Source organism: Serinicoccus chungangensis (genome assembly GCF_006337125.1).
Lineage (GTDB): Bacteria > Actinomycetota > Actinomycetes > Actinomycetales > Dermatophilaceae > Ornithinicoccus > Ornithinicoccus chungangensis.
The window spans coordinates 435504-455830 of record NZ_CP040887.1; the positions used below are offsets into that span (position 1 = coordinate 435504).

At 74.5% G+C, this 20327-nt stretch carries 18 protein-coding genes, 1 tRNA gene and 1 pseudogene; 14 read left to right on the forward strand and 6 right to left on the reverse strand.

Annotated elements, in window-relative coordinates; genetic code table 11:
• Positions 1-18: 18 nt before the first annotated feature.
• From FHD63_RS01965 to FHD63_RS01975, 3 genes are all read right to left on the reverse strand, one after another.
• Positions 19-92, reverse strand: a tRNA-Thr gene (locus FHD63_RS01965).
• A 144-nt stretch (positions 93-236) separates the two neighbouring features.
• Positions 237-1769 (reverse strand): hypothetical protein, encoded by a 1533-nt coding sequence (locus tag FHD63_RS01970; RefSeq protein ID WP_139719692.1) that lies wholly within the window; start codon positions 1767-1769, stop codon positions 237-239.
• 220 nt (positions 1770-1989) lie between these two features.
• Positions 1990-2508 carry an inorganic diphosphatase gene (locus FHD63_RS01975; protein WP_139722925.1) on the reverse strand — a complete coding sequence of 173 codons (519 nt, stop codon included), beginning with the start codon at positions 2506-2508 and terminating at the stop codon, positions 1990-1992.
• 91 nt (positions 2509-2599) lie between these two features.
• On the opposite strand from FHD63_RS01975, the gene FHD63_RS01980 reads away from it, so the two are divergent.
• The 4 genes and pseudogenes from FHD63_RS01980 to hpt all read left to right on the forward strand — a co-directional run bounded on the left by FHD63_RS01980 (position 2600) and on the right by hpt (position 6921).
• Complete coding sequence (locus FHD63_RS01980; RefSeq protein WP_139719694.1) at positions 2600-4114, forward strand: D-alanyl-D-alanine carboxypeptidase/D-alanyl-D-alanine-endopeptidase; 1515 nt, start codon at positions 2600-2602, stop codon at positions 4112-4114.
• A gap of 46 nt (positions 4115-4160) precedes the next feature.
• Complete coding sequence (locus FHD63_RS01985) at positions 4161-5297, forward strand: zinc-dependent metalloprotease (protein ID WP_139719695.1); 1137 nt, start codon at positions 4161-4163, stop codon at positions 5295-5297.
• A gap of 4 nt (positions 5298-5301) precedes the next feature.
• Positions 5302-6299 (forward strand): annotated as a pseudogene (gene tilS, locus FHD63_RS01990) (tRNA lysidine(34) synthetase TilS).
• A 70-nt stretch (positions 6300-6369) separates the two neighbouring features.
• Positions 6370-6921 carry a hypoxanthine phosphoribosyltransferase gene (gene hpt / locus FHD63_RS01995; RefSeq protein ID WP_139719697.1) on the forward strand — a complete coding sequence of 184 codons (552 nt, stop codon included), beginning with the start codon at positions 6370-6372 and terminating at the stop codon, positions 6919-6921.
• Between the two features lie 52 nt (positions 6922-6973).
• Here the strand turns inward: hpt and FHD63_RS02000 are convergent, their stop codons facing one another.
• Positions 6974-7795: an LLM class flavin-dependent oxidoreductase gene (locus tag FHD63_RS02000; protein ID WP_139719698.1), complete on the reverse strand. Its 822-nt coding sequence runs from the start codon at positions 7793-7795 to the stop codon at positions 6974-6976.
• Between the two features lie 271 nt (positions 7796-8066).
• Here FHD63_RS02000 and ftsH point away from each other — a divergent pair, with 271 nt between their 5' ends.
• The 5 genes from ftsH to FHD63_RS02025 are packed head-to-tail and all read left to right on the forward strand — an operon-like array spanning position 8067 to position 12892.
• Positions 8067-10058: an ATP-dependent zinc metalloprotease FtsH gene (gene ftsH, locus FHD63_RS02005; protein ID WP_139722926.1), complete on the forward strand. Its 1992-nt coding sequence runs from the start codon at positions 8067-8069 to the stop codon at positions 10056-10058.
• Positions 10036-10653, forward strand: coding sequence for a GTP cyclohydrolase I FolE (folE, locus tag FHD63_RS02010; RefSeq protein WP_139719700.1), 618 nt, complete (start codon positions 10036-10038; stop codon positions 10651-10653). The genes ftsH and folE overlap by 23 nt, the downstream gene beginning before the upstream one ends.
• Positions 10654-10684: 31 nt before the next feature.
• Positions 10685-11503 (forward strand): dihydropteroate synthase, encoded by an 819-nt coding sequence (folP, locus tag FHD63_RS02015; protein ID WP_139719702.1) that lies wholly within the window; start codon positions 10685-10687, stop codon positions 11501-11503.
• Positions 11493-12392: a dihydroneopterin aldolase gene (folB, locus tag FHD63_RS02020; RefSeq protein WP_139719704.1), complete on the forward strand. Its 900-nt coding sequence runs from the start codon at positions 11493-11495 to the stop codon at positions 12390-12392. Before folP ends, folB begins: the two co-directional genes overlap by 11 nt.
• Complete coding sequence (locus FHD63_RS02025; protein ID WP_139719705.1) at positions 12389-12892, forward strand: DUF3180 domain-containing protein; 504 nt, start codon at positions 12389-12391, stop codon at positions 12890-12892. Before folB ends, FHD63_RS02025 begins: the two co-directional genes overlap by 4 nt.
• A 63-nt stretch (positions 12893-12955) precedes the next feature.
• Here the strand turns inward: FHD63_RS02025 and FHD63_RS02030 are convergent, their stop codons facing one another.
• Both FHD63_RS02030 and FHD63_RS02035 read right to left on the reverse strand, forming a co-directional pair.
• Positions 12956-14125: an NADH-quinone oxidoreductase subunit D gene (locus tag FHD63_RS02030; protein WP_139719707.1), complete on the reverse strand. Its 1170-nt coding sequence runs from the start codon at positions 14123-14125 to the stop codon at positions 12956-12958.
• A 4-nt stretch (positions 14126-14129) separates the two neighbouring features.
• Positions 14130-15224, reverse strand: coding sequence for an SAM-dependent methyltransferase (locus FHD63_RS02035; protein WP_158296683.1), 1095 nt, complete (start codon positions 15222-15224; stop codon positions 14130-14132).
• Positions 15225-15243: 19 nt separating this feature from the next.
• On the opposite strand from FHD63_RS02035, the gene FHD63_RS02040 reads away from it, so the two are divergent.
• The 5 genes from FHD63_RS02040 to FHD63_RS02060 all read left to right on the forward strand — a co-directional run bounded on the left by FHD63_RS02040 (position 15244) and on the right by FHD63_RS02060 (position 20314).
• Positions 15244-16368, forward strand: coding sequence for a calcium/sodium antiporter (locus tag FHD63_RS02040; RefSeq protein WP_139719711.1), 1125 nt, complete (start codon positions 15244-15246; stop codon positions 16366-16368).
• Between the two features lie 49 nt (positions 16369-16417).
• Complete coding sequence (locus tag FHD63_RS02045) at positions 16418-18001, forward strand: DNA-3-methyladenine glycosylase 2 family protein (protein WP_139719713.1); 1584 nt, start codon at positions 16418-16420, stop codon at positions 17999-18001.
• A complete protein-coding gene (locus FHD63_RS02050; RefSeq protein ID WP_139719715.1) occupies positions 17998-18501 on the forward strand; it encodes a methylated-DNA--[protein]-cysteine S-methyltransferase in 504 nt (167 codons plus the stop codon). Before FHD63_RS02045 ends, FHD63_RS02050 begins: the two co-directional genes overlap by 4 nt.
• 71 nt (positions 18502-18572) lie before the next feature.
• Positions 18573-20075 (forward strand): lysine--tRNA ligase, encoded by a 1503-nt coding sequence (gene lysS, locus FHD63_RS02055; RefSeq protein ID WP_139719717.1) that lies wholly within the window; start codon positions 18573-18575, stop codon positions 20073-20075.
• Positions 20075-20314 carry a hypothetical protein gene (locus FHD63_RS02060; RefSeq protein WP_238705729.1) on the forward strand — a complete coding sequence of 80 codons (240 nt, stop codon included), beginning with the start codon at positions 20075-20077 and terminating at the stop codon, positions 20312-20314. Before lysS ends, FHD63_RS02060 begins: the two co-directional genes overlap by 1 nt.
• Positions 20315-20327 lie beyond the last annotated feature (13 nt).

The following is a 20327-nucleotide window of genomic DNA, read 5'->3' on the forward strand; positions in this document are numbered from 1 at the left end:
TCGTGGGTGGTGCCGGTGAGCCGCCTGGGGGAATCGAACCCCCGACCTATTCATTACGAGTGAATCGCTCTGGCCGACTGAGCTAAGGCGGCGCGTCGCCCGCCGGGCAACTCGACGAGGATACCCGACGGGGTCGTGGCCCCCCAAACCAGCGACCCCCGGTGACGGGCTCCGACGAGTCCGTCACCGGGGGTCGGCCGGTGGTCCTGCTGCTGCTGGTCACCGCACCCTGCGGCTCACTCCTGGTCGGCGACCATCCGCAGGGTGAAGCGGCTGTCTCCGCCCTCCTCGGTGACGTTCGACATGCCGACCGCGGCGAGCTTCTCCAGCGCCGTGCGGGCGTTCTCGTCGGTGACCTCGGGCAGGTAGTACTGCTCGAACGGCGCCACGTCGACGAAGAAGGTCGACTGCGCCTCGCCCGCGTCCGCGACGGCCCGGGTGAAGAGCTCGCTGTCGCCCAGCGTGTCGCCGCCGCCCTCGACGGCCGCGTCGACGTAGGCCTGGTCGGTGCCGAGCGAGAGGGTGCCGTCGTCCTCGCGGACCACGAGCACGCCGGAGCCCATGCCGTTGTCGTTGAGCAGCTCCTGGGCCCGTGCGGTGTCGGTCGTCGCGCGGTAGACGACGGGCAGCTCGGGGACCGAGGGGTCGGTCTGCGAGATCCCCGTGACCGCGTCGACGATGCCCGGCCCCACGGCCAGGGTCATCGACTCGCCGAGGAGCACCTTGAGGTCGTCGGGGAGGGAGAAGCCCTGCTCGGCCGCGGCGTCCGTGGCCTGCTGCAGCTCCTCGGCGTAGTCCTCGCTGTAGAGGTCCCACAGCGACTGGACCATGTCGTCGCCGTGCTCCAGCGACATCGCCACGGCGGTGTCCGCGGGGAGCTGGGTGACGAGGCTGTCGGCGTTGCCGCCGGCCGGCATCGACTCCATCCCGGTGACGTCCCGGCTGATGCCGTGCAGCTCGATCGCGTCGGCGGTGAGCCGCACCGTCGCAGCCATGCGGCCGGCGACCTCGGGCCGCTCGGACCCCATGCCGAGCTCCTCCTGGGTCATCTCCAGGCTCGGGTCGAAGGCCGCCGGGTCGATGTCACCGGACTCGGCCAGGTCGGCCCACATCGCCATGACGCCCGGCTCACCCAGGTCCTCCATGTCGGCGGTGAAGTCGTCGTTGTCGGCCAGGGTCCCGGCCTCGGCGGCCGAGCGGACCGCCTCGATGGTGTCGGCCTCGCTGAAGACGACGTAGTCGCTCTCGAGGTAGTAGCCGACCTCGTCGGAGTCCTCGGCGACGTGCTCGTCGAGGAAGGCCATCGCGGCGTCGCCGTCCTTGACCTGCAGCGCGACGGCGACGACCGGCTCCTCGCCCTCGCCGGCCCCCATGACGACCATGCCCGCGCGGTCCCCGAGCCAGGGCTCGATGTCCTCCTCGAAGGACACGTCACCAGGGACGTCGCCCTCCTCCTCGATCTTCTCCCAGACCCACTCGCGCCACTCGCCGTCGGACAGGCGCTCGTCCATCTCGGAGTCCAGGCCCTGGAAGAAGCGCACCGCGGCGACCTTCTGCCCCGCCGAGGGGTCCAGGTCGACCTGGGCGTAGGCCGCGACCTCGCCGGGCAGGACGCTGTCCGGACGGTCGCCCCCACCACCCATCATGAGCGCGAACGCCGTGCCACCCCCGATGGCGGCGGCGGCGACGACACCCCCGCCGATGAGCAGCCACGGCGCCTTGCGCCCGCCCTCGTCGACCTCGCCGGTCGTCTCGTTCACCGTCGTCATCCCACATCCCCTGTCGTGTGCCGCGGTCGCCCCGCGGGCCTCGTCGTCGCCCGGCCGTCGGCCCGTGCGGGGGCCATGGTACCGCGCGTGGCACGGGTGTCCGCCCCGTGCACCGCTACGACGACGGGGGGCGCCCGATGGTTCCGGTTCCGCCGGGTGCGGCGGCGGACGGCGCCCGACGGGGCCCGGCGCCCAACCCGGGGCGCGACGGGCCGGGACGTCAGTGCTGCGGCATGGGCCAGCGCGCGGTCGAGACGCCCTCGTCCTTGGCCCGCTTCACGGCCTCGAGGTAGCACTGCTCGGCCTCCTCGCGGCCGGCCCAGTGGGCGCCCTCGACGGACTTCCCCGGCTCGAGGTCCTTGTAGACCTCGAAGAAGTGCTGGATCTCCAGCCGGGTGTGGGTGCCGATGTCGTCCAGGGTCTGGATGCCCATCTTGCGCGGGTCCTCGGCGGGCACGCAGATGATCTTGTCGTCACCGCCGGCCTCGTCGCGCATGTGGAACATGCCGATCGGCCGCACGAGCACCAGGCAGCCCGGCCACGTCGGCTCGTCGAGGAGCACCAGCGCGTCCAGGGGGTCGCCGTCCTCGCCCAGCGTCTCCTCGATGTAGCCGTAGTCGGCGGGGTAGCGGGTCGCGGTGAAGAGCATGCGGTCCAGCCGGATCCGACCGGTCGCGTGGTCGACCTCGTACTTGTTGCGGCTGCCCTGCGGGATCTCGATCGTCACGTCGAACTGCATCTGCTGCTCTCTCTGGCTCGGGGACGGCATAGGCTCGGCCCCCAGTGTCCCTCATCCCGGGGGTCTCGGACGACGGAGGTCGAGCACGTCGGTGGAAGGTCTGCGCAGCACCCCCCTCCGCAGCACACGGTATGCCCTCGCCGGGCTCACCGCGCTCGCGGTCGCCCTCGGCGCGCTCGCGCCCGGTGCCGGCGACCCGCGCGCCGCCGCGGTCGAGGGGGCGGGCGCCACCGAGGGACCTCCGCAGGACGGCGCGACCACCACCGCGGGCGCCTCACCGTCCCCGGGCGAGGTGCGCCCCCGGATCACCCCCGCCGCAGCGCCCCTGCGGCCCGTCACCGCCGCCCCGGTGCCCGACCGCGGCGCCGTGTCGGGTCAGATCAGCGACGAGCTGGCCAGCACCTGGCTGGGCGGGACCAACCGTCGCGCCGTCGCCATCCGCGACGCCCTCACCGGTGAGCCCCTGGGCGACCGCTACTCCTCCCGGCTGGTCACCCCCGCCTCGACGACCAAACTGCTCGCCGCGGCCGCCGTCGTCACCGGACTGGAGGGCGACCACACCTTCACGACGCGGGTGGTCGCGGGCGCCGACCCGGGTGAGGTGGTCCTCGTCGCGGGCGGGGACATGCTGCTCGCCGACGGGGACGGCGACCCCGAGGCCGTCGCCGGGCACGCCGGGATCGCCGACCTGGCCGCGCAGACCGCGGCCTCGCTCGGGTCCGAGCAGGGGTCCGGTGAGGCCCCGGAGGGACCGGTGCGGGTGAGCCTGGACCTGACCTACGTCGAGGGCCCGCACGCCATCCCCACCTGGATCGACCGCTGGCTCGACGAGGGCTACGCCGGCCGCATCGTCCAGATCGGCCGCTCGGTGGACCGCGCCCGACCCTTCAACCCCTCGCCCCGCGCGCCCGAGCAGCAGGTGGCCAGGGTGTTCCGGGAGGCGCTCGCGGAGGAGGGCGTCGACGTCGAGGGCGCCGGGGACGACGACGCCCGCGCGGCGGAGGTGCAGGTGGCGGACGACGCCCGCGAGCTCGCCGCCGTGGAGTCCGCAGCGGCCCGCGACGTGCTGGCCCTGGCGCTGGCGACCAGCGACAACGCCATGGTCGAGCAGCTGGCCCGGCAGGCCGCGGTGGCCGACGGCGAGGCGGCCGACCAGGAGTCGGTCACCGCCTGGATCCGCCGGACCATGGTCGAGGACTACGGGCTGGACATGACCGGCGTGCGCATCACGGACGCCAGCGGGCTGTCCGACGGCACGCTCATCCCGGTCGCCGCCGTCGCCGACGTCCTCGTGGCCGGGGCCGACGGCTCCCACCCCCGGCTCCAGGAGGTGCTCGCCGCGGGCGGCCTGCCGATCGCCGGGTACACCGGCACCCTCGCCACCCGGTTCCACCTCGACGTCCACGACCCGGCGGTCGGCAACGCCCGCGCCAAGACCGGCACCCTGCCCGGGGTCAGCTCGCTCGCGGGCACGGTCGTGACGCGCGACGGGCGGCTGCTGGTCTACGCCCTGACCGCGGACGACATCGACCAGGGCGCGGCCGCGATCGAGGCGGCCTCGGTGCTCGACGAGGTGGTCGCCGACCTCGCCCGGTGCGGCTGCTGAGCGTCCCGGGTCGCCGCGGGGGCGGGCGAGCGCATACCGTCACCGCATGAGTGACCATCCCGCCACCACCGACGACGCGCCCTTCGACGACGACGTGCGGGGCAGCGCCCTCGTGGACTGGGACTTCGCCGCGGCGGCCGCCGCGCGGCTGGCGCCGCCCGGACCGAGGGCGAGCCGGCGCGAGATCACCGAACTGGTGGCGGACCTGCGCTCCGCCGCGGCGCGGGCCGTGGACCCGGTCGCCACCACCGCCCGGATGTCCACCCCTCCCGGCACCCCGGACGCGCTCGTCGTCGACCGGGCGGGATGGATCCGCGCCAACTGCGCCTCGATGGACGCCATGCTCGCGCCCGTCCTCGACGAGGTCGTGCGCAAGAAGCGCGCCGCCGACCGCGCCCGGGCGCAGCGCTCGGGCCGGGAGCTGCCGGACCTGGGGGCCACCTCCCAGGCCATCTCCGCCAAGGTCACCGGGACCGAGGTCGCCGGCCTGCTCTCCTGGATCTCGACCAAGGTGCTGGGGCAGTACGACCTCGCGCCGCAGGGCACGCCCTCGCTGATGTTCGTCGCCCCCAACATCCTCGCGGCCGAGCGCGAGCTCGAGGTCGACCCCGGGGACTTCCGCCTCTGGGTCGCCATGCACGAGGAGACCCACCGGGTGCAGTTCACCGCGGTGCCGTGGCTGCGCGAGCACCTCGTCGAGCGCGCCCGCAGCATGGGCACCCGGATCATGCCCGAGCCGGAGGACCTCGGTCAGCGGCTCCGGGAGATCGCCGGCGCCCTGCCCGGCGTCCTCCGCGGCGAGGAGGACATCACGCAGGTCGTCGCCACCCCGGAGCAGCGGGAGAAGCTCGCCGAGGTCACCGCTGTCATGTCCCTGCTCGAGGGCCACGCCGACGTCGTCATGGACGAGGTCGGGCCGAGCGTCATCCCCACGGTCGCGCAGATCCGCCGCAGGTTCACCCAGCGGCGCAAGGGGGCCGGCAACGTCGACAAGCTGCTGCGCCGGCTGCTCGGCATGGAGGCCAAGATGCGGCAGTACCAGGACGGGGCGATCTTCGTCCGCGCCGTCCAGGACCAGGTGGGCGTCGAGGGGTTCAACCGCGTGTGGACCTCGGCGGAGACGCTGCCCCGCCCGACCGAGATCGCCGACCCGCAGGCCTGGGTCGCCCGCGTGCACGGCTGAGCCGGTGCCCGGACCGCCCCCGGCGCTGGCGGCCGCGCGCGTCGCGGTGCGCCGGTGGCTGGGCGGCAGCGACCTGGCGGACGGCGCGCTGGTGCTCGTCGCGTGCTCCGGCGGGGCCGACTCGCTGGCCCTGGCGGCGGCGGTCGGCTTCGTCGCCCCGCGCGAGGGGTATGCCGTCGCCGCCGTCACCGTGGACCACGGGCTGCAGCCCGGGTCGGCGGACGCGGCCCGGGAGCCGCGGACCGCTGCCGTGCGCTGCTCCCCGGCGGCTCGCCGGTCGAGGTGGTGCAGGTGGCCGTCCCCGCCTCGGGCGCCGGCCCGGAGGCGGACGCGCGGGCCGCGAGGTATGCCGCGCTGCAGGACACCGCGCGCCGCCTCGGCGCCGCGGCGGTGCTGCTGGGCCACACCCGTGACGACCAGGCCGAGCAGGTCCTGCTCGGCCTCGCCCGGGGGTCCGGCACCCGGTCGCTGGCCGGCATGCCCGCCCGTCGGCCCCTGGGCGAGGGTCGGCTGCTGGGCCGGCCCCTGCTCGCCCTCACCCGGCAGCAGACCTCGGACGTCTGCGCGGAGCTGGGCCTGGCGCCCTTCCGCGACCCGCACAACGAGGACCGTCGCTACGCGAGGGTCCGGGCCCGGCAGGCGCTCGCCCTGCTCGAGGGCGACCTCGGTCCCGGCCTGACCGGCAACCTGGCGCGCAGCGCCGACCTGCTGCGCGACGACGCCGACGCGCTGGACGCCCTGGCGGACGCGGCATACCTCGACCTGGGCGAGCAGCCCTGGGCGGTCCCGGCCCTCACGGCGCTGCCGCGGGCGGTCCGCACCCGGCTGTGGCGGCGGCTGGCGCTCGAGCAGGGCAGCCCCGGCACCGACCTCACCGGCGAGCACCTGCGGTCCGTCGACGCCCTCGTCACGGCCTGGCGCGGTCAGGGCCCGCTGCCCCTGCCCGGCGGGGTCCGGGCCGCCCGGACGGGGGAGGGGGTGCAGGTGCGGGGTGAGGCATAGTTGGATGGTCCTCGACGCGGGCGCGTGACCGCCCGGGTCCTCAGCGCCGGACGACGAAGGAGCAGGCTGCGTGGACGCACAGGACATGGGTGAGGACCTCGCCGAGGTGATGTACACCGAGGAGCAGATCCAGGGCCGCCTCACCGTGCTGGCCGAGGAGGTGTGGGCGGACTACCACGACAAGGACGTGCTCCTCGTGGGCGTGCTCAAGGGCGCGATCATGGTCATGGCCGACTTCATGCGGGCGCTGCCCGGCTCGGCGGAGATGGACTGGATGGCCGTCTCCAGCTACGGCTCCGGCACCAAGAGCAGCGGGGTCGTGCGGATCCTCAAGGACCTCGACACCGACATCACCGGGCGGCACGTCCTCATCGTCGAGGACATCATCGACTCCGGCCTCACCCTCTCCTGGATCAGCGCCAACCTGCGCTCGCGGGGCCCGGCGAGCCTGGAGATCTGCACCCTGCTCCGCAAGCCGGAGGCCGCCAAGGTGGAGATCGACACGCGCTACGTCGGCTTCGACATCCCGGACGCCTTCGTCGTGGGCTACGGCCTGGACTACGCGGAGAAGTACCGCAACCTGCGCGTCATCGGCACCCTGGCGCCGCACGTCTACAGCTGAGGCGCGCACCCGGGTCGTGAGCCGGTGGGCGGCCGGCCCGGCCGGCGGACCGCTAGGTCGCGTCGGTCCCCGTGAGCAGCTCCCGGACGCGGCCCAGCGTCGGGACCGCGTCGAGCAGCGCGGGGCCGGGCTCCGGGGGGCCTCCCGGCCCGGTCACCACGGTGACGGCCACCCGCCGCGCGCCCTCGGCGGCGCGGGCGCGCACCTGCTCGACGATCTCCTCGGCCGGGGTCCCGACGGCCACGGTCTGGAAGACGAGCACGTCGGGCTCCCCCTCCCGGCCCGCACCGGCCCGGGCCTCGCGCACGGCGGCCACGGCCCCCGGGAGGTGCTCGGCCACGTCGACGACCACCCCGTCGCCGAGCTCGCCGGCCAGGGCCAGGGTCCGGGGTCCCTGCGCCCCGACGAGCAGAGGCGGCACCTGCCGGGGCGGCCAGTCCAGGGCCACCTCGTCGAGCGTGACGTAGCGCCCCTGCGTCGACACCCGCTCGCCGTGCAGGAGGGCCTGCAGCGCCTCGACCTGCTCGCGCAGCAGCGTCATCGGTGAGGCGACGCGGGTCCCGGTCTGGCCCATCCAGCTCTGCACCCCGTGACCGACCGCCGGGAGGAAGCGCCCGGGGAAGAGCCGGGCCAGTGTCGCGATCTCCATCGCGGTCAGCGCGACGTTGCGCAGCGGCACCGGCATGAGGGCGATCCCCACCCGCAGGCTCGAGGTCCAGGCGAGGGCGGCGGCCGCCGGCGCGACCCCGCTCTCCTTGAAGCAGTCCTCCCACAGCCACAGCTCGTCGAGCCCGGCCGCCTCCGCCGCCCGGGCCACCTCCCGCAACCGCTCCGGGGGCTGGTCGGGCGGGAAGATCAGGCCGAGCGGCGTCATACCCGTCACCGTAGCCGGGGTGCGGCGCGGGGTGTCGGGCGGAGCCCCTGGGTGAGGTGGGGTCTGGGGCGCAGCCCCAGCGGGGGTGCCCGGGGGCGGAGCCCCCGGGTGAGGTGGAACACTGTCCATCTGCCGCGCGTTGACGGGCAGAAGAATCACTGCCGGACCACCGACCAGGAGGACCGGGGGCTCCCGTGGGTCCCCGAACGTCACTGATATGAGCACTGCCCCGACCAACAGGCCCAGCAAGCGGCCCAAGCCCAGCCCGTGGATGTGGGTCTTCCTCTTCCTCGGTCTGGGCATCCTGTGGTACTCGCTGCTGTCGCAGAGCCCCTACAGCAGGATCGACACCGCCGACGCGCTGCAGCTGATCGAGGACGGCCAGGTCGCCGAGGCCGTCGTGACGCCGGACCGCATCGACCTCACCCTGCGCGAGGGCGAGACCTTCTCCAGCGACGACGTCCGGGAGACCGACCAGGTGCAGGCGTTCTACGTGGACGCGCGCGGCCCGCAGGTCATCGAGGCGCTCGACGCCAACCCGCCCACCGAGCGGTGGACCGACGACCCGGCCCGTCAGAACGTCTTCGTCTCCATCCTGGTCAACTTCCTGCCGCTGCTGCTCATCCTCGCGCTCTTCCTGTGGCTGATGACCCGGATGCAGGGCGGCGGACGCGGGGTCATGCAGTTCGGCAAGTCCAAGGCCAAGCTCGCGACGAAGGACATGCCCAAGGTCACCTTCGCCGACGTGGCCGGCTCGGACGAGGCCGTGGAGGAGCTGCACGAGATCAAGGAGTTCCTCTCCGAGCCGCGCAAGTTCCTGGAGGTGGGCGCCAAGATCCCCAAGGGCGTGCTGCTCTACGGCCCGCCCGGGACCGGCAAGACCCTCCTCGCCCGGGCCGTCGCCGGCGAGGCCGGGGTGCCGTTCTACTCCATCTCCGGCTCAGACTTCGTCGAGATGTTCGTCGGCGTGGGTGCCTCCCGCGTCCGCGACCTCTTCGAGCAGGCCAAGGAGAACGCCCCGGCGATCATCTTCGTCGACGAGATCGACGCCGTCGGCCGCCACCGCGGCGCCGGCATGGGCGGCGGTCACGACGAGCGGGAGCAGACGCTCAACCAGCTGCTCGTCGAGATGGACGGCTTCGACGTCAAGACCAACATCATCCTCATCGCCGCCACCAACCGGCCCGACATCCTCGACCCGGCCCTCCTGCGCCCGGGCCGCTTCGACCGGCAGATCGCGGTCGAGGCGCCCGACATGCTCGGTCGCCTGCACATCCTGCAGGTGCACGGCAAGGGCAAGCCGCTGGCCGACGTGGACCTCATGGCGATCGCGCGGCGCACGCCGGGCTTCTCCGGCGCCGACCTGGCCAACGTGCTCAACGAGGCCGCCCTGCTCACCGCCCGCAAGAACGAGCAGGTCATCACCGACGCCGACCTCGACGAGGCGATCGACCGCGTCATGGCCGGCCCGCAGAAGCGGACCCGGGTCATGAGCGCGAAGGAGAAGAAGATCACCGCCTACCACGAGGGCGGCCACGCCCTCGTCGCCGCGGCGATGAACCACACCGACCCGGTGAGCAAGGTGACGATCCTGCCCCGCGGCCGGGCGCTCGGCTACACCATGGTGCTGCCCGTCGACGACAAGTACTCCACCACCCGCAACGAGCTGCTGGACCAGCTCGCCTACGCCCTCGGCGGGCGGGTGGCCGAGGAGCTGGTCTTCCACGACCCCACCACTGGTGCCGCCAACGACATCGAGAAGGCGACCGGCCTCGCGCGCAAGATGGTCACGCAGTTCGGGATGTCCGAGCGGATCGGTGCGGTCAAGCTCGGCTCGGCCGGGGGCGAGGTCTTCCTCGGTCGCGACATGGGCCACGAGCGCGACTACTCCGAGAACCTCGCCGGCGTCGTCGACCAGGAGGTGCGCCGGCTCATCGAGGCCGCGCACGACGAGGCCTGGCACGCGCTCAACGACAACCGCGACATCCTCGACGCCCTCGTGCTGGAGCTGCTGGAGAAGGAGACGCTGAACGCCGACGCGATCGCCGAGATCTTCACCGACATCCGGAGGCGTCCGGTGCGCCCCGTGTGGCTCTCCTCGGACGCCCGCACGATCCACGAGGCGGGCCCGGTGCTCACCGACGCGGAGCGGCGGGCCATGGCCAACGGCCACCACCCGCTGACCGAGACCGGGGAGGAGAACCCCCCGTCCGAGGTGGTCCAGGTGCCCGAGGGTGGCCATGTCGACCCCGGCCACGCCTGAGGCAGGGGCGGGCGAACCGCCCGCGCCCCGGCCGGTGGACCAGGCCAGGATCGAGGCCGCGGTCCGCGAGATCCTCCTCGCGGTCGGCGAGGACCCGGACCGCGACGGGCTGCGGGGCACCCCGGGCCGGGTGGCCCGCTCCTACGCCGAGATCTTCGGCGGCCTGCGGCAGGACCCCCGCGAGGTCCTCGGCACCACCTTCGACGTCGACCACGACGAGATGATCCTCGTCAAGGACATCGAGCTCTACAGCGTGTGCGAGCACCACCTCGTGCCCTTCCACGGGTCGGCGCACGTCGCCTACATCCCCGGGCGCGACGGGCGGGTCGTCGGGCTGTCCAAGCTGGCCCGGCTCGTCGACGTCTACGCGCGCCGCCCGCAGGTCCAGGAGCGCCTGACCACCCAGGTCGCCGACGCCCTCGTGGAACACCTCGCCCCCCGCGGGGTCCTCGTCGTGGTCGAGGCCGAGCACCTGTGCATGTCCATGCGCGGCGTCCGCCGCCCCGGGGCCCGCACCGTGACGTCCACCGTCCGCGGCCAGCTGCGCAACCCGGCGACGCGCGCCGAGGCGATGAGCCTCATCACCGGGCGCTGAGGGCGTCGTGGGACACCGGCATACCGCCGTCATGGGCGTGGTCAACGTCACCCCCGACTCCTTCAGCGACGGCGGCCTCTTCGTCGACCCCGAGGCGGCGGTCGCCCGCGGACGCCAGCTCGTGGCGGCGGGCGCCGAGATCGTCGACGTCGGTGGCGAGTCCACGCGGCCCGGCAGCAGCCGCCCCCCGGAGGCGCAGGAGCGCGAGCGCGTCCTCCCGGTCGTCTCCGCGCTCGCGCAGCAGGGGTATGCCGTGTCCGTCGACACCATGCGCGCGTCCGTGGCGCAGGCGGCCCTGGAGGCGGGGGCGGTCCTGGTCAACGACGTGTCCGGCGGGCTGGGCGACCCCGAGATGGGGCCGATGGTCGCGCAGACCGGCGCCCGCTACGTCGTCATGCACTGGCGCGGTCTGCTGAGCGACCCGGGCGCCACCCACCACTACGACGACGTCGTGGGCGAGGTCTGCGCCGAGCTCTCCGACCGGGTGGACGCGCTGGTCGCGCAGGGCGTGCGGGAGGAGCAGCTGGTGCTGGACCCGGGCTTCGGCTTCTCCAAGGACGCGGGCCACAACTGGACGCTGCTGGCCGGCCTGGACCGGGTGGTCGCCCTCGGGCTGCCGGTGCTCGTCGGTGCCTCGCGCAAGCGCTTCCTCGGCCGGCTGCCCGCGCGCCCGGGCGCGCCCGTGCCCGACGAGCCCAGCGCACCCCAGGAGCGTGACGTCGCGACGGCCGCCACGAGCCTGCTCGCCGCGCAGGCGGGCGCCTGGGCGGTGCGGGTGCACGAGGTGGGCCCGACCCGCGACGCCCTCGCGGTGTGGGAGCTGACGCAGGGGGCCGACGGTGCGCGGTGACCTCATCCGGCTCACCGGGGTCCGCGCCCGCGGGCACCACGGGGTCTTCGCGCACGAGCGCCGCGACGGGCAGGACTTCGTCGTCGACGTGACCCTCGAGGTCGACCTCGCCGGCGCGGGCGCCAGCGACGACCTGTCCCGGACGGTGGACTACGGCGCGGTCGCCGCCGACGTCGTGGCAGTCGTCGAGGGTGAGCCGCGCGACCTCGTCGAGACCGTCGCCGAGGAGATCGCCGCACGCGTCCTGACGCACCCCCTCGTCGAGGCGGTCGAGGTCACCGTGCACAAGCCGCAGGCGCCCGTGGGGGTGCCCTTCGACGACGTCGCCGTCGTGGTGCGCCGGCGGCGGGACGTGCCCGTGGTCATCGCGCTGGGCGCCAACCTCCCCGGTCCGGACGGGACCGAGCCGACGGCGACGGTGGCCCGGGCGGTGCGCCGGCTGCGTCGGCTGCGCGGCCTGCACCGGGTCCGGGTGTCGCGCTCCTTCCGGACCGCCCCGGTGGGTGGGGAGGCCGTCGCCGGGCAGCCGGACTACGTCAACGCCGTCGCGGTGGCGCGCACCAGCCTGGCCCCCGGGTCCCTGCTCGCCTCGCTGCACCGGGTCGAGGCCGACCTGGGCCGCACCCGCGATGTGCGGTGGGGCGCCCGGACCCTGGACCTCGACCTGGTGCAGTACGGCGACCCCGCGGGCGACGCCGACGTGCGCAGCGACGAGGCCGACCTCCTGCTGCCGCACCCGCGCGCCCGGGAGCGCGCCTTCGTGCTCGTGCCCTGGGACGACGTCGACCCGGCGGCGACCCTGCGCGTCGGCGACCGGGCGGTGGCGGTGCGCGACCTCATCCCCGATCTGGCCGGGCAGGCCGTGGCACCGGTCGAGGAGGCCCGGTGAGCGCGCGGGACGGGGTCCGGGTGGGCACCGGCGCGGTCCTCGCCGTGCTCACCGGCATGGCCAGCTGGCTGCTGCTGCAGGTGGTGCGCTCGCTCGGTGGCGGCTACCCGGCGATCTCCTGGATCGGCCTGGTCCCGCTGGTCGCCGTGGCGCTGCTCGTGCTGGTCATGTGCTGGCAGATCCGGCGCTACCTCCTGGGGCGTGGCAGCGTGCGGCCCTCCCCGCAGCGCGGGCGCGGCACCCTCGTGGGGGCGCAGGCCGCCGCGCTGGGCGGCGCGGCGCTGCTCGGGTGGTATGCCGCGAACGCCCTGGTCCACCTGCCCAACGTCGACGTCCCGAGCGAGCGCGTGCAGCTGGTGTGGGGGTTCGTGCACGCTGCGGTGGCGCTGGGGCTGTCCGCGGCGGGCTACCTCGGCCAGGCGTGGTGCCGCATCCCCCCGACCGAGCACGACGACGATGACGACGACGGCGTGAGCGACGGCGACCTCGCCTACGGCTGAGCGGCCCCCACGCTTCTGGACATAGCCTTCTGGGGAGCGGGCCCCAGAAGGCCAGGTCCAGAACTACTTGTCGATGTCCCCGACGACGAAGAACATCGACCCGAGGATCGCCACCATGTCGGCGACGACCGTGCCGGGCAGCATCTCGCTCAGCACCTGCACGTTGTTGAAGGACGCCGAGCGCAGCTTGAGCCGGTGCGGCACGGTGTCGCCGCGGCTGACGAGGTAGTAGCCGTTGAAGCCCAGCGGGTTCTCCGCCGCGAACCAGTGCTCCCCGGCCGGCACCTTGAGCTTCTTCGGCAGCCTGCTGCTCACCGGGCCCTCGCCCAGCTCGCGCAGGCGGGCCGTGCACGCCTCGACCAGGTCGAGGCTGACCTCGATCTGCTCGGCCAGCACCTCGAGCCGGGCGTAGCAGTCGCCGGCCTCGCGGGTCACCACCCGCCCGGGACCGCCCCCGCCGAAGAGCTCGGCGTAGGCGAGGTAGGGCTCGTCGCGCCGCAGGTCCACGTCCAGCCCCGAGGCGCGCGCGATCGGGCCGGACACGCCGTACCCCAGCACCGTCTCGAGGTCGAGCACCCCGACCCCGCGGGTGCGTGCCTGCAGGATCTCGTTGCCGAGCACCAGACCGGTGAGGTCCGGCATCCGGCCGCGGACCGTCGCGACCGCGGCGTCGACCCGGTCCAGCCAGCCCGGCGGGAGGTCGTGCAGCAGCCCGCCGACCCGGGTGGCCATGAAGTGCATCCGGCCGCCGGAGAACTCCTCCATCACGGCCTGGATCTCCTCCCGCTCGCGGAAGGAGTAGAACATCGGGGTGATGGCGCCGAGCTCGTGCGGGTAGGACCCGAGGAACATCAGGTGGTTGAGCACCCGGCCGAGCTCGCTGAGCAGGGTGCGCGTCCAGGTGGCCCGCTCGGGCACGTCCATGCCGAGCAGGTGCTCGACGGTGAGGGCGACGCCCACCTCGTTGTTGAAGGCCGAGAGCCAGTCGTGGCGGTTGGCGAGCACCATGATCTGGCGGTAGTCGCGGACCTCGAAGAGCTTCTCCGCACCCCGGTGCATGTAGCCGATGACCGGCTCGGCGGCGGTGATGCGCTCGCCGTCGGCGGTGATGCGCAGCCGGAGGACGCCGTGGGTCGCCGGGTGCTGCGGGCCGATGTTGAGCACCATCTCGGTGGTCGTGAGCCCGCCCACGCCGGTGGCGCCCAGGGTCACGTCCACGTCTCGGGTGCTCACGCCCTCACCCTATGCCCGGGTGCAGGTCGTCGCCGTGGTGCGCCCCGACCGGCACGAGCAGCCACCAGAACTCGCCCAGGGTGCCCGTGGTGAGCGTGGTGAGGGCCGCGCGACGGGCGAGCCCGACGAGGTAGGCCCGGGGGTCGGTCCGGGACAGCGCGTGCGGCACCGGGGTCCCGGGGTCGCCGAGCAGGCCGCGCAGGAGGTCGCCCTGGCGGACCAGCCGCGGCGCGGGCGGGTGCACCGCGCGTCCGGCGCGGGGGGAGGTCGGTGGGGGCAGCGAGGCGCGGAGGGCGTCGACGGCGAGGTGGGCCGTCAGGTCGCAGCTGCCGTCCGGCACCGGGTGGACCTCACGCCCGCCGCGGAAGCCGGTGAGACTGCCGTGGACCGGCCGATCGTCCGCCGTGTGGCCGTAGTCGACCACCACCACCAGGCCGCTGCCGACCCGGCCCACGAGCTCGGCCAGCGCGGTCTCCCGGGACCGGCCCACCTCGCCGCGCCGGACCGGCGTCGCGCCCCCGTCCGGCGGGTCCTCCCCGTCGTCGAGCCGTCGCCCGTCGTCGAGCCACCGAAGGACCCAGGCGAGGTCGTCCCCGCCCAGCACCGGGCCCAGGGTCTCGGTGCCGTCCGGGGCGACGGCGAGCGAGCGCCATACCCCGGTCTCGTCGCGGGCCACGACCGGGCACGGGACGACGTCGAGCCACTCGTGCGCGAGGACCAGCGTCGCGTCCAGGTCGCGCAGCCCGTCGGGAAGCGCGGCGCCGCCGGGGGACACCAGCCACCCGTCGACGTCGAGCCCCGCAGGTCGCGGGACGACGTCGACCCCGGTCAGGTGCAGCGACGCGTCGAGCCGCCGCACCCGGGTCAGCAGCTCACCGCGACCGCACCCGACATCGACGACGCGCCGGCAGCCGTGCTGGCGCGCGAGGGCCACGACCGCCGCGGCCAGCAGGTCCCCACCCCCGGGGATGCCCTGGGCCGAGGTCGCGAAGTGGGCGGCGGGGGCGTCCGCGCGGTAGAACCCGCCCGGGCCGTAGAGCGCCTCGTGCCACGCCGGCTCCCAGTCCCTCGTCCCGTCGGGAGGTGCGGGGGCGCTCATCCCACTAGGGTGCCGCATCGTGGACCTTCTCGACATCGCCCGCATCCTGGGTGGCCTCGTCCTGCTCGTGGTGGGCGGCGAGTTCCTCGTGCGCGGCGCCTCCAACCTCGCCACCCGCCTCGGTCTGAGCCCCCTCGTGGTGGGCCTGACCGTCGTGTCCGTCTCGACGTCGGCGCCGGAGTTCGCGGTCACCGTCGGTGCGGTCCTCGACGGGCAGCCCGAGCTCGCGGTCGGCAATGTCGTGGGGTCGAACATCGCGAACATCCTGCTCATCCTGGGGATCGCGGCACTCGTGCTGCCCCTCGCGGTGCGCGAGCAGCTGGTCAAGATCGACGTGCCGGTCATGGTCGGCCTGTCGGTGGCGCTGCTGCTGGTCGCCCTCGACGGGGTGATCTCGACCCTCGAGGGCCTGCTCCTGCTGGCGGTGATGGTCGCCCACACCGTGCTCACCGTCGTCGTCAGCCGGCGCACGCAGCGCCGGGAGCTGCGCAAGCGCCGGGCTCCGGCGAAGCGTGAGGGGGAGCCGATGGCGGTCCTGCCGGCCCTCGGCCTCGTGCTCGGAGGTGTGGCGCTGCTCGTGCTCGGTGCCAACCTCCTGGTCGCGGGCGCGGTGAACATCGCCGAGGCGCTCGGGGTCAGCGGCCTCGTCGTCGGGCTGACCGTGGTCGCCGTGGGCACCTCGCTGCCCGAGCTGGCGGCCTCGGTGATCGCCGCGGTCCGCGGGGAGCGGGACCTCGCGGTCGGCAATGTCGTCGGCAGCTGCATCGCCAACATCGGGCTGGTGCTCGGGGTGCCGGCCATCATCTCCTCCGGCGGGCTGCCGGTGCCCTTCCCGGCGATCGCCTTCGACATCCCGCTCATGGTCGCCGCCGCGGTGGCGCTCGCGCCGGTCGTCTTCACCGGCTTCACGGTCGCCCGCTGGGAGGGCGGGCTCTTCGTGCTGCTCTACGCCGCCTACACCGCCTTCGTCGTGCTCAACGCGACCCGGCACGAGGCCCTGCAGGGCTTCGAGGTCGTCATGGTGATCTTCGTCCTGCCCCTCGTCGGGCTCACCCTCGTCGTCACCACGACCTTCGAGATCGGGGTGATGGCCGAGCGGCGTCGGGTGCGGCAGAAGGTGGCCGACGGCGAACCCGTGCCGTGATGTCGTTTTCCTGCTAGACCCACCGGTCGGGGTGCCGCACCATGGAGGGGTGCGCCCCACCCCCTTCCACCTCGACCACGACCGCTGCTCCGCGGTCGTGCGCAGCAGGGACCCGCGGTTCGACGGCTGGTTCGTCACCGGGGTGCTGAGCACGAGGATCTACTGCCGCCCCAGCTGCCCGGCCATCACGCCGCAGGTGCGCAACATGCGCTTCTACCCCAGCGCCGCCGCCGCCCAGGGTGCCGGGTTCCGGGCGTGCAAGCGCTGCCTCCCCGACGCCACGCCGGGGTCCCCGCAGTGGCACGTGCGGGGCGATGTCGTGGCCCGCGCGGTGCGGCTCGTGGCCGACGGGGTGGTGGACCGGGAGGGTGTCTCCGGACTGGCGGCCCGGCTCGGCTACTCCGTGCGCCAGCTCGAGCGGCTCGTCCGCGCCGAGCTCGGGGCGGGACCGCTCGCCCTCGCCCGGGCCCAGCGCGCCCAGGCCGCACGGCTGCTCGTCGAGGGGACGACGCTGCCGATGGTCGAGGTCGCCCACGCCGCCGGCTTCTCCAGCACCCGCTCCTTCAACGCCACCGTGCGTGAGGTGTATGCCGCCGCGCCCTCCGAGCTGCGCGCCGCCGCGCGGCGTCGTGCCGGCGGGTCGGCCCCGGGCGACGGCCCACGAGGACCTGCCCCGGTCAGCATCGGCCTGCGGCTGCCGTTCCGGCCGCCGCTGCACGTGCCCAGCCTCTTCGGCCACCTCGTGGCGACCTCGGTCCGGGGTCCGGAGGCGTGGTCCGACGGGGCGTTGACCCGCTCCGTGCGCCTGCCGGGAGGCCCGGCGCTGCTCGTGCTGCGGCCGGGTGCGGAGGGAGAGCGGCACGTGGGGGTCACCCTCCGGCTCACCGATGTCGCCGACCTGGCGACCGCCATCGGCCGCTGCCGTCGGCTCCTGGACCTGGACGCCGACCCGGTCGCCGTCGACGAGCACCTCGGGGCCGACCCGAGGCTGGGCCCGCTCGTGCGCGCGCACCCGGGCGTCCGGCTCCCGGGGACCGTGGACCCCGCGGAGCTGGCCCTGCGGGTGGTCCTGAGCCAGCAGGTCTCCACCGCCGCCGCCGGCACCCACACGGCACGCCTCGTCCAGGCGCTCGGCGAGCCGCTGCCGGAGCCGATGACCGGGGCGGTCACCCACCTGTTCCCCACGGCGGAGGCCGTCGCGCAGGCGGCGGCCGAGCAGCTGCCCGCGATGCCGGCCTCCCGCCAGCGCACCCTGCGGACCGTCGCCCGGGCGCTCGCCGAGGGGGACCTGCGGCTCGGTCCGGGGGCCGACCGGCAGGAGGCGCGCGAGGCGCTGCTCGCGCTGCCCGGCGTCGGCCCGTGGACGGCGGAGATGGTCCTGCTGCGCGGCCTCGGTGACCCCGACGCCTTCCCGGCGACCGACCTGGGCGTCAAGGTCACGGCCGCCGCGGCGGGGGTGCCGGCCGGTGCGGGTCTGCTGGCCGCCGCCGAGTCCTGGCGCCCCTGGCGCAGCTACGCGACCGCGGTGCTGTGGGCCGCGTCCGACCACGCGGCGGCACGGCTGCCCGCCACCCCCGCACCGTCGCCCCGCCGGGGCGACGGCATACCTCCGGCCCGCAAGGAGACCCCATGACCGTCCACCTCACGACCGACTCGCCGGTCGGCCCCCTGCGCCTGCGCAGCGACGGCGAGCGCCTCACCGGGGTCTTCTTCGTCGAGCACCGGCACGCGCCCGAGGACCTGGGCGAGGTGGTCGACGACGCCCTGGCCCCGCCGGTGCTGCGCGAGACCGCCCGACAGCTGCAGGAGTACTTCGCGGGCGGGCGCACCGGGTTCGACCTGCCGACGGCCGCCCCGGGGACCGACTTCCAGCAACGGGTCTGGGCCCAGCTGCGCGCCATCCCCTACGGCCGGACCTGGTCCTACGGCGAGCTCGCCCGGGCCCTCGGCAGCCCCGGCGCGTCCCGCGCCGTCGGGCTCGCCAACGGCCGCAACCCGCTCTCGATCGTCGTGCCCTGCCACCGGGTCGTGGGGTCGGACGGGTCCATCACCGGCTACGGCGGTGGCGTGGAGCGCAAGCAGGCCCTGCTGGACCTGGAACGGTCACGCACCGCCCCCACCCTCCCCGTCTGAGCGGGTCCGGCGACCGGCGCCCGGCCCGACGCGATGCCGGGGGTGCTCCCGGTGCCGACTACCCTGGGAGGGTGAGCGAGCCGACCCGACCGAGCGTGCCCGAGACCGACCTGCCCGAGCAGATCGCGGTCCGGCAGGGCAAGCGTCAGGCCATGCTCGACGCCGGCGTCGAGCCCTATCCCGTCGAGGTGCCGGTCACTCACACCCTGGCCCAGGTGCGGGAGGGCTGGGCGCACCTGGAGACCGGCGAGGAGACTGACGACGTCGTCGGCGTCGCCGGCCGGGTGATGTTCGTCCGCAACACCGGCAAGCTCTGCTTCGCCTCGCTGCAGTCCGGGGACGGCACCCGCCTGCAGGCCATGCTGTCCCTCGCGGAGGTCGGGCAGGAGGCCCTGGACCGCTGGAAGGCGTGGGTAGACCTGGGCGACCACGTCTTCGTCGAGGGCCGGGTCATCAGCTCCCGTCGCGGGGAGCTGTCGGTCATGGCCACCTCCTGGCGCATGGCCTCCAAGGCGCTGCGTCCGCTGCCGGTGCTGCACAAGGAGCTCTCCGAGGAGCAGCGGGTGCGCCAGCGGTACGTCGACCTGCTGGTGCGCGAGGACGCGCGGCAGATGGTGCTCAAGCGGGCGGCCCTGACCCGGGCGGTGCGGCGGGTGCTGGAGGGTGACGGCTACGTCGAGGTCGAGACGCCGGTCCTGCAGGCCCTGCACGGCGGTGCCAACGCCCGGCCGTTCAACACCCACCTCAACGCCTTCGACCTGCCGATGACCCTGCGCATCGCGCTGGAGCTGCACCTCAAGCGGGCCGTGGTCGGTGGGGTGGAGCGGGTCTACGAGATCGGCCGCATCTTCCGCAACGAGGGCATCGACTCCACCCACTCGCCCGAGTTCACGATGCTGGAGTGCTACCAGTCCTACGGCGACCAGTTCACCATGGCCGACCTCATGCGGCGGATGATCCTGGCCGCCGCCGACGAGATCGGGAGCCGGCAGGTGCAGACCGCGGCCGGGGTCATCGACCTGGACGGCGAGTGGACGTGGCTCCCCTTCTACGACGGGCTCTCCGCGGTCGTGGGGGAGCGGGTCGACGTCGAGACGCCGGTCGACGACCTCCGGCGCCTGGCAGCCGTCCACGACGTGCCCGTCCAGCCCGGCTGGGGTGCCGACAAGATCGCCATGGAGATCTTCGGGGACGTCGTGGAGCCGACCCTGGTGCAGCCGACCTTCGTCTGCGACTACCCGGCCATCGCCCAGCCGCTGGCCCGCCCGCACCGGGACCGGCCCGGCCTGGTCGAGGCCTGGGACCTCATCATCGGCGGGATCGAGCGGGGCACCGCCTTCTCCGAGCTCGTCGACCCCGAGATCCAGCGGGCGCGGCTCACCGAGCAGTCGCTCCTGGCGGCCGGTGGCGACGCGGACGCCATGCAGCTGGACGAGGACTTCCTGCGGGCGCTGGAGTACGCCGCGCCCCCGATGGGGGGCCTCGGCATGGGGCTGGACCGGGTGCTCATGCTGCTCACCGGGACGGGCGTGCGCGAGACCATCCTCTTCCCCTTCCTCAAGCCGGAGGTCTGATGGGCGAGTTCCTGCACGAGGGGTGGATGATCCTGGCCGCTCTGCTGCCGTCGGCGGGACTGCTCTACCTCTTCTACGTCGTCATGAAGCACATGGTGGAGGGCGACCGCCGGGAGCGGGCGGCCCAGCGGGCCGCGGACCAGGAGGAGGACCGGGCCGCGCGCCGGGACGCCGACCGGCCGGTGGACCGCGCGGCGACCGACCCCGGGCCGGGTGTCGACCCCGCCGACCGCGGCTGAGGTCCACCCGGCC

Excerpts from the sequence above, each read along its gene's own strand:
- FHD63_RS01970 (WP_139719692.1), bottom strand. The coding sequence starts at position 1,769 with ATGACGACGGTGAACGAGACGACCGGCGAGGTCGACGAGGGCGGGCGC.
- FHD63_RS01975 (WP_139722925.1), bottom strand. The coding sequence starts at position 2,508 with ATGCAGTTCGACGTGACGATCGAGATCCCGCAGGGCAGCCGCAACAAG.
- FHD63_RS01985 (WP_139719695.1), top strand. The coding sequence starts at position 4,161 with ATGAGTGACCATCCCGCCACCACCGACGACGCGCCCTTCGACGACGAC.
- FHD63_RS02000 (WP_139719698.1), bottom strand. The coding sequence starts at position 7,795 with ATGACGCCGCTCGGCCTGATCTTCCCGCCCGACCAGCCCCCGGAGCGG.
- ftsH (WP_139722926.1), top strand. The coding sequence starts at position 8,067 with ATGTGGGTCTTCCTCTTCCTCGGTCTGGGCATCCTGTGGTACTCGCTG.
- folE (WP_139719700.1), top strand. The coding sequence starts at position 10,036 with ATGTCGACCCCGGCCACGCCTGAGGCAGGGGCGGGCGAACCGCCCGCG.
- folP (WP_139719702.1), top strand. The coding sequence starts at position 10,685 with ATGGGCGTGGTCAACGTCACCCCCGACTCCTTCAGCGACGGCGGCCTC.
- FHD63_RS02035 (WP_158296683.1), bottom strand. The coding sequence starts at position 15,224 with ATGAGCGCCCCCGCACCTCCCGACGGGACGAGGGACTGGGAGCCGGCG.
- FHD63_RS02050 (WP_139719715.1), top strand. The coding sequence starts at position 17,998 with ATGACCGTCCACCTCACGACCGACTCGCCGGTCGGCCCCCTGCGCCTG.
- FHD63_RS02060 (WP_238705729.1), top strand. The coding sequence starts at position 20,075 with ATGGGCGAGTTCCTGCACGAGGGGTGGATGATCCTGGCCGCTCTGCTG.